Source organism: Pseudomonas sp. KnCO4 (assembly GCF_045344305.1).
Classification (GTDB): Bacteria; Pseudomonadota; Gammaproteobacteria; order Pseudomonadales; family Pseudomonadaceae; genus Aquipseudomonas; species Aquipseudomonas anuradhapurensis.
In genome coordinates, this window is sequence record NZ_CP174199.1 from 2,704,082 (window position 1) to 2,717,359 (window position 13,278).

The window sequence follows — 13,278 nt, forward strand, 5'->3', positions numbered from 1 at the left end:
CAGCATGCCAGCGCCTTGTACCTTCGGCATCGAAGAAGAATATCTGTTGACAGACCTTGCCAGCGGCCGGGTGCCGGCCACCCCTTCGCCGGGGGTGGCCAGGCGCTGTCGGGAGCTGCTGGGCGAGCAATTTGCCCAGGAAATGTTCCGAAGCCAGATCGAGGTGGTGTCGCCGATATTCGATAACACGCACCAGGCACGCGAATGCCTTGCCCAGAGCCGGCAGCGCCTTGGCCAGGCCCTGGCCGAGGAGGGCCTGGGCCTGTACGGCGCGGCCAGCCACCCGTTTGCCCTGTGGCAGAAGCAGAAAGCGGCCTCTGCGGCGCATTACCGGCAGTTGTTCGATGATTACCAGCACGTGGCGCGACGCAGCCTGGTCAACGGCCTGCATGTGCATGTCGGTGTGCCGGCCGGTTGCGACCGGATGCAGTTGATCAATCGCCTGGTGCCGTGGCTGCCGCTGCTGCTGGTACTGAGCACGTCGTCGCCGTTATGGTGCGGCCAGGATACGGGCTACCTGAGCTACCGCCGGGTGATCTGCGGCGAGTGGCCGCACATGGGCTTGCCCGAGCCTTTGCCTGACTGGTCGGCCTACGAGCGCTACCGGGCCTTGCTGCAACGTACCGGGTCGCTGGCCAAGGATGGCGACTTCTGGTGGGCCGTGCGCCCGTCGCGGCGCTACCCGACCGTTGAACTGCGCATCTGTGATGCCTGCCCGGACCTGGAAGATGTGCTGTGTATCGCCGGGTTGTTCCGGCATATCGTCGAGCACTGCGTACGCTGGGGGCACGACCCCGAACCGCTGACCCGCGAGCTGCGCTGGGTCGCCCAGGAAAACTACTGGCGCGCCATGCGCCACGGCCGCCACGGTACCTTCATCGGCCAGCGGCAACAGCAGGCTGTTTCCGCCCACGGCTGGCTCGCCCAGCTGCAGGATGCATTCCCCGTGGACACGGCAGACGCCGAGCGGGCGATGCTGCATGCGCGCCGGATCGTTGCCGAAGGCACCAGCGCAGACCGTCAGCTGGCCTGCTTCGAGCACGCCCGCGCCAGCGGCAAGACCGCGCCGCAAGCACTACGCCTGGTCGTGGACCAAGTACTGGCGGAGGGCGGCAAATACGCTCTTCACAGCGCCACGGCACTTGCAATCGCGCAGGGTTGAACGACAATGGCGGCGCCCTTTGCCAGCCATCCGGACACCCAGCAGCATGATCTTGACCCAGCAATTCCCAGATATTTCCCTGGCTGACACCTTGTTCGTCTTTGCCCTCGAGGCCGAGGCGGGAAGCGTGTTCGCCGGGATGAACAGCGTGTTCACCGGCATCGGCAAGGTCAATGCCGCCATCGCCCTGACACGAGCAATCGCCGCCAACAGGCCGAGGCTGATCGTCAACCTCGGGTCGGCTGGCAGCCTGCGGCATGGCAAGGGCGAAGTGGTGTGCTGCACCCGCTTCGTGCAACGGGACATGGACGTTACCGCGCTGGGCTTCGCCCGTTACGAAACGCCGCTGTCGGATATCCCGGTGCTGCTGGAGCATGGCGTGGTGATCCCCGGCTTGCCCGTGGAAACCTGCGGCAGCGGCGACAGCTTCGAGATCAACCACGGCGACGCGCCGTACGACGTGGTCGACATGGAGGCCTATGTGCTGGCCTTGATCGCGCGCAGCGAGAGCATTCCATTTGTCTGCCTGAAATACATCTCCGACGATGCCGGCAGCGATGCGGCTGGCGACTGGGCGGTGCAGGTGCACCTGGCCGCAGAGGCGTTCCAGCGGGTGCTGTTCAGCCCAGTGTGACCGCTGGTCGGGGGTGTTGCCAGCTGAAGCAAACCATCGCCCAGGGGGCTTCTCGAAACCGGTATCGGCCCTGCGACGGGCCGGCCCGGTTTCAGCAGAGGAGGAGCCCCCATGCCCAACAAACCCCAAGACCAGTTCAGCATGCAGAACCCGCTGACCCAGTACCCGCATCCACCATTCCCGGCCCAGGGCCAGCCTGCGCCGGGCCTGGACGTCAACATGCAGCCCAAGCCCGACCACGGCGAAGCCACCTACAAGGGCTTCGGCCGGCTGGCCGGGCGCAAGGCGCTGATCACCGGCGCAGACTCGGGTATCGGCCGCGCAGTCGCCATCGCCTTTGCCCGCGAAGGGGCCGACATCGCGCTGAACTACATGCCCATCGAACAACCCGATGCCCGCGAAGTGATCAAGCTGATCGAAGCCGAAGGCCGCAAGGTGGTCGCGATTGCCGGCGACCTCAAGGACGAGCAGTTCTGCAAAGAGCTGGTCGAGCAGGCCCATGAACAGCTCGGCGGCCTGGACATCCTGGTCAACGTCGCTGGCAAGCAGGAGGCGCGCAAGGACATCAGCCAGATCACCCACGAGCAGTTCGACCATACCCTGAAGACCAACGTCTACGCGCTGTTCTGGTTGTGTCAGGCGGCGGTGCCGCTGATGCCGGCGGGCGCAACCATCATCAACACGGCCTCGATCCAGTCCTACCAGCCGTCGGCCACCTTGCTCGACTATGCCACCACCAAGGCTGCTATCGTCGCCTTCACCAAGGCCTTGGCCAAACAGGTGATCGAACGCGGCATCCGGGTCAACGCCGTGGCCCCGGGGCCGATCTGGACCGTACTGCAGCCCAGCGGCGGCCAGCCACCGGAGAAAATCCCCGAATTCGGTGCACAAACGCCGATGAAGCGCCCGGGCCAGCCGGCCGAGTGTGCGCCGGTGTACGTCCTGCTGGCCAGCCAGGAGTCCAGCTATATCACCGGCGAGGTGTTCGGCGTCACCGGCGGCAACCCGTTGCCGTAGGGCTGGCCGGCTAAACCTTCGCGGCTTGGTGCAGTCACTTGTGGTATCGGCAGGCAACCTGGGGGCAGATTCATGGCAAGGGCAATCTGGAAAGGCGCCATCAGCTTTGGCCTCGTGCACATCCCTGTGGCGCTCAATACCGCAGTGCGCACCGAGCGGGTCGACTTCGACTGGCTCGACAAGCGCAGCATGGAGCCGGTGGGCTACAAGCGGGTGAACAAGGTGACCGGCAAGGACATCGACAAGGAGAACATCGTCAAAGGGGTCGAGTACGAAAAAGGCCGCTATGTGGTGATCAGCGAAGAAGAGATCCGCAAGGCGCGCCCCGAGGCGACCCAGACCATCGATATCTTTTCGTTCGTCGACGCCGGCGAGATCCCTCTGCAGCATTTCGACACGCCTTACTACCTCAGCCCGGACCGGCGAGGTGGCAAGGTGTATGCGCTGCTGCGCGAGACCCTGGCCAGCACCGGCAAGGTGGCACTGGCCACGGTGGTGCTGCATACCCGTCAGCATCTGGCCTTGCTGCGGCCACTGGACGAGGCGCTGGTGATGATCACCCTGCGCTGGCCGGAAGAGGTGCGTGGCCTGGAAACGCTGGAGCTGGACAGCAGCGTTACCGAAGCCAAGGTGGACAAGCGCGAACTGGACATGGCCAAACGGCTGGTGGAGGACATGACCGGCGCCTGGTCGCCTGACGACTATCACGATGCCTTCCGCCAGACCATTCTCGACCTGGTGGAAGAAAAGGCCAGCAAAGGCAAGATCGAAACGGTGGAAACAGGCGAGGCCAGCGGCACCGAAAAAGGCGCGGACATCATCGACCTTACCGAGCTGCTCAAGCGCAGCCTTGGCGGCAAGGGCGGCGCAGCAGGCAAGAAGAAGCCAGCGCCAGAGAAGAAACCCGCCAAACGGACGCGCAAGGCGTCCTGATAGCCTTTATCGGTACAGGCTGCGGGACCAGCCTCTCACTGGCCCAGCAGCTTGCGCATCCGTGCGGTGATGGACTGGCGTACCTTGCCCATGTCTGCCCAAGGATCGTCGACCTCTGCCAGGCGTTCGCGCAGGTTGTTGATGTTCCATTGGTTGGCACCCTTCAGCTGGGTGAGCTCTTCGCGCCAGATCGGTACCGAAACCGGCAAGCCCTCGCGCGCCCGGAGCGAATAGGCGCAGGCAGTGGTCGCGCCCTTGCCGTTGCGCAGGTAGTCGATGAAGATGCGGCCCACGCGGTTTTTTGGCCCGGAAACGGCGCTCAGGCGCTCGGGGAACAGCCGGGCCAGGTAATTGACGATGGCGTGGCTGAAGTCCTTCACCTCGTCCCAGCCGGCTTTGCGGTTCAACGGCACGACCACATGGATGCCCTTGCCGCCGCTGGTTTTCAGGAACACCTTCAGGCCTAGCTCGTCGAGCAGGGTCAGGGTCAGCTGGGTGGCCTCCAGCATGGCTTTCCAGGGCAGGGCGGGATCCGGGTCGAGGTCGAGGACGAAGCGGTCGGGCTTGTCGAAATCCTTGTCGGTGCCGTTCCAGGTGTGCAGTTCGAGCATGTTCATCTGCACCGCGCCCAGCAAGGTATCGGGGCGATTGATGATCATCGCCGCCTGGCCTGCCTCGGCTTTGCCGTAGCTGAGCACGTTGGGGATGTGCAACTGGCCGGCATTTTTCTGGAAGAACAGCTCGCCCGCCAACCCGTCAGGGGCGCGCACCAAGGCGACCGGGCGGTCCTTGAGCTGCGGCAGGATCCACTGGCTGACCTCGGCATAATATTCCGCCACGTCGCGCTTGGTGGCGCCGCTGCTGGCGTCGATGACGCGCTCGGGGTGGGTCAGGCGCAAGTCACCGAAGTGCTCCGCGGCCTTGGCGGGTTTGGATTTGCGCAGGGTCTTGCCGGGCATGGCTCGCTCCAGGTCGATGGCGGTGGCAGGTTTGTCGTCGCGCAGGCCGTGAAATACCGAATGGCGCACGATCCCTTCGCGGGTCATCTGCGCGTAGGCTACTTCCGCCAGCAACTGTGGCTTCAGCCAGTGCACGCCGCGGGCCTCGGCCCCGCCAGGCGGCCTGGGCAGGGCGGGCTTGGCGATTTCGAGCGGTTTGAGCCGCGCATGGATGCTGTCCAGCGTGGTGGCGCTGAAGCCGGTGCCGACCTTGCCGGCGTAGCGCAACTCACCGCTGTCGTTGTCATGCAACGCCAGCAGCAGGGCTCCGAAGCCGTTGCGGCTACCTTTCGGCTCGGTAAAGCCGACGATCACGAACTCCTGGCGTTTCTTGCACTTGAGCTTGATCCAGTCAGCACTGCGCCGGCCGACGTAGGTGCTGTCCACGCGTTTGCCGATCAAGCCCTCCAGGTCCAGGCGGCAGGCACTGTCCAGCAACGACTCCACCGGCTGGTCGAAATCGGCAGAAAACACCAGGTTGTCGGCGTCGTTCGCTTCGAGCAGCTGGCGCAGCGTGTCGCGGCGCTCCTGCAGCGGCACCTGGCGCAGGTCTCGGCCGCCGAGAAAGGGCAGGTCGAACAGGTAATAGGTGATCTGTTCGTCGTGATCGGTATCGAATGCGTTCTGCAGCGCCTGGAAGTCCGCCACCCCCTGCTCGTTGTTCACTACCATCTCGCCATCCAGCCAGGCCGAATCGACCCCAAGCTGGCGCAGCGCAGCCACCTGGCGCGGCATCTTGGCGCTCCAGTCATGGCCGTTGCGGGTGAACAGGCGAATGTCATCGCCGTCGATGCGCGCCAGGATGCGGTAGCCGTCGAACTTCACTTCGTAGCGCCAGTCACCCGCCGGTGGCGAGTCGACCAGCGTGGCCAGCTGCGGCTGCAACAGCTCTGGCAGCGGCGCTGCCTTGCCCGTGGCCGAGCGTTTGCCGGCCGCAGGCTTGGCCTTGGCCGGCTTGCCGCTGCTGCGCTTGGGCAGCAGGGTCCGGTCGCTGAGCACGCTGTCCGGCTGCGCGTCGACGATGCTGTATTCGCTTTCGCTGCGCGCCTGGCTGTCGTGGGACTTGACCAGCATCCACTGTTCCTTCTTGCCGGCCAGGTGCGTGCGGAACAGGTTCCATACCCCGCTGAGCTTTTCGCCCTGCAGGCGGAAACGCAGCTTGCCTTTGGCATAGGCCTCGCGGGCGTCCCCCTCCGGCTCCCAGATGCCGCGATCCCAGACAATCACATCGCCGGCGCCATAATGCCCTTCGGGGATGTGGCCTTCGAAGTCGGCGTAGTCCAGCGGGTGGTCTTCGACGTGCACGGCCAGGCGGCGTACCTTGGGGTCGAGCGACGGGCCTTTCGGGATGGCCCAGCTTTTCAACGTACCGTCCAGTTCCAGGCGGAAATCGTAATGCAGGTGGCTGGCATCGTGCTTCTGGATGCAGAACTGCAGGGCGTGTGCGCGTCGGGTGCGCTTCTGCTTGCCACTGGGTTCGGGCGTGGCGTTGAAATCGCGTTTGCGTGCGTATTCCTCGAGGGGCTTGGCCATGGCAGGCTCCGGGGCGATTCGCGGTCTTATCGTTGGGAGGCAGCTGAGGCAGGCGGAGTTCAAAAAAAGCCGCTGCAGGCATACAAGAAACTCTGAATCTTCCGGCGCTTGGCGGAGTCGACCGTGAGTAAGCCAACCAAGGGAGACAATCCATGTCCAGACCTGATGACCCCAAACCCTACACCCCGAGCGAAATCGACGACACCGAAGACCGCATGGGCAGTGTGCACGAGCTGGACTTCAGTGATCGCCTCGACGATCGCGAAGGACGGGTGGGGGATGAGCGGCCGCCGCAGGAAGTCGCCCAGGAGTTCCCGGCCCGTCGCGTTGCGCAAAGTGGCATGACCGGTGGCGAAACGCTGAGCGACAGCTTGCATGAAGACAACGTCACCTATGACGACCTCAGCCCCGACACGTTGCTGGACGAGTCGGGCGCTCGCGACCCGCACGAGCCTGGCCATGGCGGCCCGGCCGACAAATCCCTGCGCCACGTTGATGCCGGGGAGATCGGCGGCGGCATCGGCCTCGATGAAGCCGAGCTGGCCCGTTCCGCGCCGCTGGATGGCCAGCCGTGGAGCGACGATGTAATCGATGAAGACGAGGAGGGCAAGCCATGAACGAATTACGATGCGCCTGCCGTGAATGTACCTGTACGGTGGATGCCGCCCCCCAGGATGGCAAGGCTTACTGCTGTGAAGCCTGTGCTACCGGGCATCGCAACGGCGAACCGTGCCGCATGCCGGGCTGCAACTGCGCACAGGTAGCGCAGCCGAAAGAGAGCAGTGTGGACAACGCCCTGGACGAAACCTTCCCGGCGAGTGATCCGATTTCGCCGTGATCACTGGCAACGGGGGCGGCAACCTGTGGGAGCGGGGTTACCCGCGAACACCGGCAATGGCCGGTGCCCTACACCGCATCTCATCTTCTGCGGGTGCAACCGCCCCCACCTATGCCGCCGGCTGAACCCGACCAGGCGCTGGTTGCCTGAATGACGTCAATGGGTCTGCCAGATACCGTTACTGCGCTCGCAGTCGGTTCGGGCCTGGCCCAGGCTCGGGGTATCGTAGTAGTAGGTCACCACCCGTGCATCCTTGGGTAAGGCCGGGCGGGTGGCAGGTTGGTCATTACCCGTGGCCTTGGGGTTGGCCAGGGCTTCCTGGGTCAGCGGGGCGATGCAGCTGCCTACGCTACCGTCGGCGCAGCGTGCCACCTTGCGCTTCTCTGCACTGAGCATGTCCTTGCTCTGGTTGCTGCACGACCAGTTGAGCGCTTCAGGCGGCATGTTGCCGTAGGTGTAGCAGGTGTGCTGCTCCACCGGCCGCACCGCTTCGCTGGACGATCGGGTCATCACGTCGCAGGCCTCTGCCAGCACCCTGCCGCTGACCAGGCTCATGACTATCAATGTCACCCAGGCAATACGCATGGTCACCTCCCGGCCCCAGGGCCGTCGTCGACATTAAGCTGTTTTTTCGCGCCGGCGCATGGCCTTGGCGCGTTTTTCCAGAATCAGGTAGGTCATCACCGCCAGCACCAGCGGGATCAGGTAATACAAGGTGCGGTACGCCAGCAGGGCCGCCACCAGGCTGCCTTGGCCGAACTGGCCATGGAGCAAGCCGAGGAAAACGGTTTCCAGCACGCCCAGCCCGGCCGGGATGTGCGCCACCACGCCCGCCACGCAGCTGATCAGCAGCACGCCAAGGACCGACGGGTAGAACGCCTGGTCAGGCAATAGCCAGTCGATCAGCAATGCCATCACCGCCCAGTTGCTGGCACCGAGCGCCACCTGGCATGACGCCAGGCGCAGCGAAGGCAAGGTCAGTTCATGGTCACGCCATTGCCAGGTGCGCTTCTTGGCCAAACCACAGGCCAGCAGGTAGGCCAAGGTGATGGCCAGCAGCGCGCAGCCGATCAGTTGCAGCCCGCCGGTGCCGACCGGCCAACTGGACGGCAGCTCCACCAGGCGCAAGGCGAATACACCGCCGGCCAGCAGCATGTAGCCCATCCAGTTGGTCAGCAGGCCGAGAGTGAGGATGCGGGTGATGGTAGGCGTATCCAGCCCGAGCCGGCTGTACAGCCGGTAACGCAAGGCCACGCCGCCGACCCAGGTGGTGAAATTAAGATTGAAGGCATAGCACACGAAAGCCACCGGGAGCACCTGCCGGGCGGGCAGGGTATGGCCGGTGTAGCTGCGTGCCAGCAGGTCATAGCTGGCAAAGATCAGGAAGCTGCACAGCGCCATTGCCAGCCCGATCGCCAGGCTGCCAGGCTTGTAGGCGAGCAAGGACTGCCGCACTTCGTTCCAGTCCAGGTTGCGCGCCAGGGTAAACAGCAGCACCGGGATGAGCACCAGGAACAGCAGGGTGAACAGGCGCTTGGCCCAGGTATGCCAACGCTTTCGCTCCATCAGGTATTGCCCTCGTGCAGGTTGCCTTGCGTCTCCACTTCCGGCTGCAACGACTTCAGGCGCTTGCGGTGCGCGGGTAGCCAGCCGGCAATGCGCGGGAAGTGGCGGATCACGTGGAAGCACAGGAATATCAACGGCGCCCGCCACCAGTAGCCACGGACCATGCGCTCAAGGGTGACGGGTTTGCATTGCTGGTTGGCCAACGATGTCAGGTGCTGATGCAACTGCTGGTTGAAGCGGCGGTCGCGGATGAACAGGTTGGCCTCGAGATTGAAGGCCAGGCTCAACGGGTCGAGGTTGCTGGAGCCGACCGTGGACCACTCGTCGTCCACCAGGGCAACCTTGCCGTGCAGGGGCCTTTCGCAATATTCATGAATGCGCACGCCATCGCGCAGCAGGTAGTTGTACAGCAGCCGGGAAAGCGCCCGGACCCAGCGCATGTCCGGCTGGCCCTGCATGATCAGGGAGACCTCGACACCACGCCGGGCGGCATTGCGCAGCTCGCGCAACAGCCGGTAACCGGGGAAGAAGTAGGCATTGGCCACCACGATGCGTTTGCGGGCATTGCGCAAGGCTTCCAGGTAATACGCTTCGATGGCGGTGCTGCGCTGCCCGTTGTCGCGCTCGACCAATACCGCAGTGATATCGCCGGTGGGGGCGGTGACCGGGCGTACCTCGCTGGGCGGTTCGAGCACCGGCGACATCAGGCGACGGCTGACGGCATGCACCTGCGCCACCACCGGGCCGGTGACTTCCACGGCATAGTCCTGCTTGGCCATGGGCCCGAAATCGCCCAGGTGGTCTGCGCTGTAGTTGATACCGCCGATAAACGCCCGTTCGCCGTCGATGACCACGATCTTGCGGTGCAGGCGCCGGAACAGGTTGGTGCGCATGCCCGCCAGACGTGGCTGCGGATCGAACAGGTGAAAGCTGACCCCGGCCTCGGTCATCGCGGCAATGAAGCTGCCTGGCAGGTCGGCGGTACCGTAGCCATCGGCCACTACCTCCACCCGCACACCGCGACGTGCCGCATCGATCAGCACCCGTTGCAGCTGTTGGCCGACCTTGTCGTCGAAGATGATGAAAGTTTCCAGCAGGACTTCTTCCCGCGCCTGGCCGATAGCCTCGAATACACGGGGGTAGAACGCTTCGCCGTTGATCAACAGCTCTACACTGTTGCCATCCACCCAGGGTCTTTTCACAACGTGATCTCCGCAGCCAGGGGCGCGTGGTCGGACAGGTGCGACCACGGGTAGCTGGACAGCACTTGCGCCTTGCAGGGCGTGGCATTGCGCAAGTAGATGCGGTCCAGCCGCAATAGCGGCATGCGCGCAGGAAAACTGCGGGCTGGGGTCCCGAACCGCTCGCCAAAGGCTTCGACCAGGCGCCGGGACAGCACCGCATCGGCCTTGAGCCGCCAGTCATTGAAGTCACCGGCGATGATCACCGGCGCGTGGGCTGGCAGCCGGTCGAGCAATTCCAACAGCAGTTTCACCTGGCTCTGCCGATGCGCCTCGCGCAGGCCCAGGTGCACGCACACGGCATGCACCTGCTCATGCCCGGGCACCTCCAGTTGACAATGCAGCAGGCCGCGTTGTTCGTTGCCGTGGACAGAAACGTCCAGGTTGTCGAAGCGGGTAATCGGGAACTTCGACAGCAGCGCATTGCCGTGGTCGCCATGCGGGTAGACGGCGTTGCGGCCATAGGCGAACTGCGGCCACATGCTGTCGGCCAGGAATTCGTATTGGGGGGTATCCGGCCATGCCGGATGGCGTATGGCATGCTGCTGGTGGCTGCCGTGCACTTCCTGCAGGAACACCAGGTCGGCGCCGGTGGCGCGTACGGCTTCGCGCAGCTCGGGCAGGATGAAGCGCCGGTTGAAGAAGGTGAAGCCCTTGTGCACGTTGAGCGTAAGCACGTTCAGCCGATGCACGGCGGTGATCTTGTCGATGATGCAACGGGGGGTGGGCAAGGTCTTGTTCACAGGTCCACCTCGGGTTCCACGCCGGGTTCAGTCATCAGGTGGTGATCCAGATGGAGCTTTTCCAGCAGGCGTCGGGCGTCATAGGGGGCGTGTACTTTCTGGTCATTGTCGAAATAGCAATAGACGTCACGCGGCCGCTGGCTTGGCGGCGGCCCGGGCACGATCAGCTCGGCGTCCTCGGCCTGGCGGCCTTCGCTCCAGTGCACGATGCGCTCTTTCCAGCGGCGCAACGCGCGTGACGTATAACCGCTGCTGTACAACTCGACGTCGCCATGCAGGCGCATGTAGACGAAGTCGGCAGTCACGTCTTCCACGTAGGGCCATTTACCGGCACTGTCGGCCACCACCAGCGCCACCTGATGCTTGCGCAGCAGGTGCACGAAGGCCTCGCAGAGGAAGCTCTCATGGCGTATTTCCACCGCATGGCGCAGGCGCCGGTTGCCCTCGATGGCGGTGCCGCCGTTGCCTTGCAGGCGCTCGGCGCATCCTTCGGCACACCGACGCGCAGCGGCGCGGTCGTGCGGCAGCCGTTCGAGAAACGCCTCGAACAGCGCTTCATCGAACTTCATGCTGGGCGGGAACTGCCACAGGAACGGCCCCAGCTTGTCCCCGAGCAGCAGAGGGCCGGATGCAAAGAAGTTGGCCAGCGGCTGTTCGATATTCTTCAGGCGCCGTATATGGGTGATGTAGCGCGGTGCCTTGACCGAGAAGACGAAATCTTCCGGGGTCGCCTGAGCCCAGCTGCGATAGCGCTCTGGTGTCTGCAAGCTATAGAACGACCCATTGATCTCGATGGTATTCACTGCCCGTGAAGCAAACGCCAGCTCGTCGTCCTGGGGTAAGCCCTTGGGGTAGAAGTCCTTGCGCCAGGGGCCGTAGCGCCATCCTGAAATGCCAATGCGCACTTCGCTCACGCTGCCTCCTAATTGCTTGTTGCACCGGTTCATCAGTTGCGACCGGTGCAGCCGCGCGAGGGTTCAAGCAGGATTGATCGACGGTGCAGGCGGCGCCGGATTGAACTTTGCCGCCAGCAACGATTCCACCCTTTAGCAGCCTGAGGGCAGTGAACGCTGCCCCAGCTGTGGTTACGGTGAGGAGCGATGCCATGAAATTCGACCGTTTCGCGCAATGGCTGGCGAACTGGACCGGCCGCCCGCTGAGCTTCGCCATTGCCCTGTTGCTGATAATGGCCTGGGCCTTGACCGGGCCGTTGTTCGATTACAACGACACCTGGCAACTGGTGATCAACACCTCGACCACCATCATCACGTTCCTGATGGTGTTCCTCATCCAGAACACGCAAAACCGCGACAACGACGAACTGCACATCAAGATCGACGAACTGCTGCGCACGACCAGACGCGCGCACAAGGCACTGCTCGACCTGGAAGACATGGACCCTGCCGAACTGCATGCGCTGCGCAAGCAGTACCAACGCATGGGCGAGCGCGAGGAGGGTCGCCAGGGGCGACATGACCCACCCGCAGAGTGAAGGCCTGCCCATTTCACTGGAATGAACACCGCTGACTCCTGGAGGCAAGCATGCCCAGACACATCATCCACTTTACCGGCCCGATCAATTCCTCCACCTGTGGCAACCTCATCGGCACCTGTGCCAAAGCCCTGCAACAGGGCGCCGAGCTGCTGCAGCTGAACATTGCCACCATGGGGGGTGAATGCAGCTATGGCTTCACCCTGTACAACTTCCTGCGCGGGCTGCCGATCCCGCTGCACACGCACAACCTGGGGACCGTGGAGTCGATGGGCAACATTCTGTTCCTGGCCGGCGAGCACCGCACTGCCTGTGCCCACAGCAAGTTCCTGTTTCACCCGTTCCACTGGACCCTGCACGGCTCGGTGGACCATTCGCGCATGGCCGAATACGCCATGAGCCTGGATTACGACTTGCGCCTGTACGCGCAGATTGTCGCCGAGCGGACCGAGGGCAGCAGCGAGGTGCTGGACGTGCCGCGCTACCTGATGGCCTATCCACGCATTCTGGGCCCGCGCGAGGCGCTGGAGAGCGGCATGATCCACGCCATAGACGAACTGCCGACCGAAGCCGATGCCTGCCAGTGGAGCGTGCACGCCTGACTAGGCCACGGCCTGAACAACGGCACCGGCTGCGCCGGTGCCAGCGCTAGCGAATGGAAGCGGCTGTGGCTTGGTCACAGGCCAGCAGCGAGCGGATCAGCAGCTTGATGTCATCCTTGAGCATCGGCACCCGGTCGATATGGGCGAAGCAGCAGTCGGCAATTTCGTGCTGGGCGGTGGGCTGGGGCGCGTCGGCGAATTCGGCTTCGAAGACGTAATGCATGCGCTCCGGGGTTTCGTGGCGCATCAACAAGGTCATTGTTTCGGCTTGCAAGCCAGTCTCCTCAAGCAGCTCACGCTCGGCCGCCTGCAGTGGCGTTTCGCCGGGCTCGACTTTGCCGCCTGGCAGGGTCCACGGGGCTTTGGGTTTTCTGACCCAGAGCCATTTATGGGCGTGCTTGGCGTGACGGCAGATAACGGTTGCGCGTGCTTTGACCGGTTTCATGCGACCTCCTGGTGACGCTATTCCTATACGGAATTAGTCACCAGGCGCGCAATCAACGTTGTGTTTATATGCGC

At 63.9% G+C, this 13,278-nt stretch carries 15 protein-coding genes; 8 read left to right on the top strand and 7 right to left on the bottom strand.

Annotated elements, in window-relative coordinates; translation table 11 throughout:
* Window positions 1–4: 4 nt before the first annotated feature.
* From ACJA3S_RS12775 to ACJA3S_RS12790, 4 genes are all read left to right on the top strand, one after another.
* Entirely contained in the window at window positions 5–1,162 is a 1,158-nt protein-coding gene (locus tag ACJA3S_RS12775) for a carboxylate-amine ligase (RefSeq protein ID WP_406822124.1), read from the top strand.
* 46 nt (window positions 1,163–1,208) lie between these two features.
* The gene (locus tag ACJA3S_RS12780) at window positions 1,209–1,796 is read left to right on the top strand and encodes a nucleosidase (protein ID WP_406822125.1); all 588 of its coding nucleotides are present in this window, start codon (window positions 1,209–1,211) and stop codon (window positions 1,794–1,796) included.
* A gap of 111 nt (window positions 1,797–1,907) precedes the next feature.
* Window positions 1,908–2,813, top strand: a complete 906-nt coding sequence (locus tag ACJA3S_RS12785; protein ID WP_406822126.1) for an SDR family oxidoreductase — start codon at window positions 1,908–1,910, stop codon at window positions 2,811–2,813.
* A 72-nt stretch (window positions 2,814–2,885) separates the two neighbouring features.
* Window positions 2,886–3,746 (top strand): Ku protein, encoded by an 861-nt coding sequence (locus ACJA3S_RS12790; protein ID WP_406822128.1) that lies wholly within the window; start codon window positions 2,886–2,888, stop codon window positions 3,744–3,746.
* 35 nt (window positions 3,747–3,781) lie between these two features.
* On the opposite strand, the gene ligD is transcribed toward ACJA3S_RS12790, so the two are convergent.
* Window positions 3,782–6,277, bottom strand: coding sequence for a DNA ligase D (gene ligD / locus ACJA3S_RS12795; protein ID WP_406822129.1), 2,496 nt, complete (start codon window positions 6,275–6,277; stop codon window positions 3,782–3,784).
* A 152-nt stretch (window positions 6,278–6,429) separates the two neighbouring features.
* Here ligD and ACJA3S_RS12800 point away from each other — a divergent pair, with 152 nt between their 5' ends.
* Window positions 6,430–6,894, top strand: a complete 465-nt coding sequence (locus ACJA3S_RS12800; RefSeq protein ID WP_406822130.1) for a phosphotransferase system, HPr-related protein — start codon at window positions 6,430–6,432, stop codon at window positions 6,892–6,894.
* Window positions 6,891–7,115, top strand: coding sequence for a metallothionein (locus ACJA3S_RS12805; protein WP_170029911.1), 225 nt, complete (start codon window positions 6,891–6,893; stop codon window positions 7,113–7,115). Before ACJA3S_RS12800 ends, ACJA3S_RS12805 begins: the two co-directional genes overlap by 4 nt.
* A gap of 156 nt (window positions 7,116–7,271) precedes the next feature.
* Here ACJA3S_RS12805 and ACJA3S_RS12810 read toward each other — a convergent pair whose 3' ends face one another.
* Genes ACJA3S_RS12810 through ACJA3S_RS12830 form a run of 5 tightly spaced genes read right to left on the bottom strand, consistent with a single transcriptional unit; the run spans window position 7,272 to window position 11,579 of the window.
* Window positions 7,272–7,700, bottom strand: a complete 429-nt coding sequence (locus ACJA3S_RS12810) for a hypothetical protein (protein ID WP_406822131.1) — start codon at window positions 7,698–7,700, stop codon at window positions 7,272–7,274.
* A 33-nt stretch (window positions 7,701–7,733) separates the two neighbouring features.
* Entirely contained in the window at window positions 7,734–8,681 is a 948-nt protein-coding gene (locus tag ACJA3S_RS12815; RefSeq protein ID WP_406822132.1) for a lysylphosphatidylglycerol synthase domain-containing protein, read from the bottom strand.
* Window positions 8,681–9,883, bottom strand: a complete 1,203-nt coding sequence (clsB, locus tag ACJA3S_RS12820; RefSeq protein ID WP_406822133.1) for a cardiolipin synthase ClsB — start codon at window positions 9,881–9,883, stop codon at window positions 8,681–8,683. Before clsB ends, ACJA3S_RS12815 begins: the two co-directional genes overlap by 1 nt.
* A complete protein-coding gene (locus tag ACJA3S_RS12825) occupies window positions 9,880–10,665 on the bottom strand; it encodes an endonuclease/exonuclease/phosphatase family protein (RefSeq protein ID WP_406822134.1) in 786 nt (261 codons plus the stop codon). The genes clsB and ACJA3S_RS12825 overlap by 4 nt, the downstream gene beginning before the upstream one ends.
* Window positions 10,662–11,579 carry a DUF72 domain-containing protein gene (locus tag ACJA3S_RS12830; protein ID WP_406822135.1) on the bottom strand — a complete coding sequence of 306 codons (918 nt, stop codon included), beginning with the start codon at window positions 11,577–11,579 and terminating at the stop codon, window positions 10,662–10,664. Before ACJA3S_RS12830 ends, ACJA3S_RS12825 begins: the two co-directional genes overlap by 4 nt.
* 191 nt (window positions 11,580–11,770) lie before the next feature.
* On the opposite strand from ACJA3S_RS12830, the gene ACJA3S_RS12835 reads away from it, so the two are divergent.
* Together ACJA3S_RS12835 and ACJA3S_RS12840 are read left to right on the top strand one after the other, a co-directional pair.
* Complete coding sequence (locus ACJA3S_RS12835) at window positions 11,771–12,157, top strand: low affinity iron permease family protein (protein ID WP_406822136.1); 387 nt, start codon at window positions 11,771–11,773, stop codon at window positions 12,155–12,157.
* A 50-nt stretch (window positions 12,158–12,207) separates the two neighbouring features.
* Window positions 12,208–12,759: an ATP-dependent Clp protease proteolytic subunit gene (locus ACJA3S_RS12840; RefSeq protein WP_406822137.1), complete on the top strand. Its 552-nt coding sequence runs from the start codon at window positions 12,208–12,210 to the stop codon at window positions 12,757–12,759.
* A 46-nt stretch (window positions 12,760–12,805) separates the two neighbouring features.
* Here ACJA3S_RS12840 and ACJA3S_RS12845 read toward each other — a convergent pair whose 3' ends face one another.
* Window positions 12,806–13,204: an NUDIX hydrolase gene (locus ACJA3S_RS12845; protein WP_406822138.1), complete on the bottom strand. Its 399-nt coding sequence runs from the start codon at window positions 13,202–13,204 to the stop codon at window positions 12,806–12,808.
* Window positions 13,205–13,278: the final 74 nt, after the last annotated feature.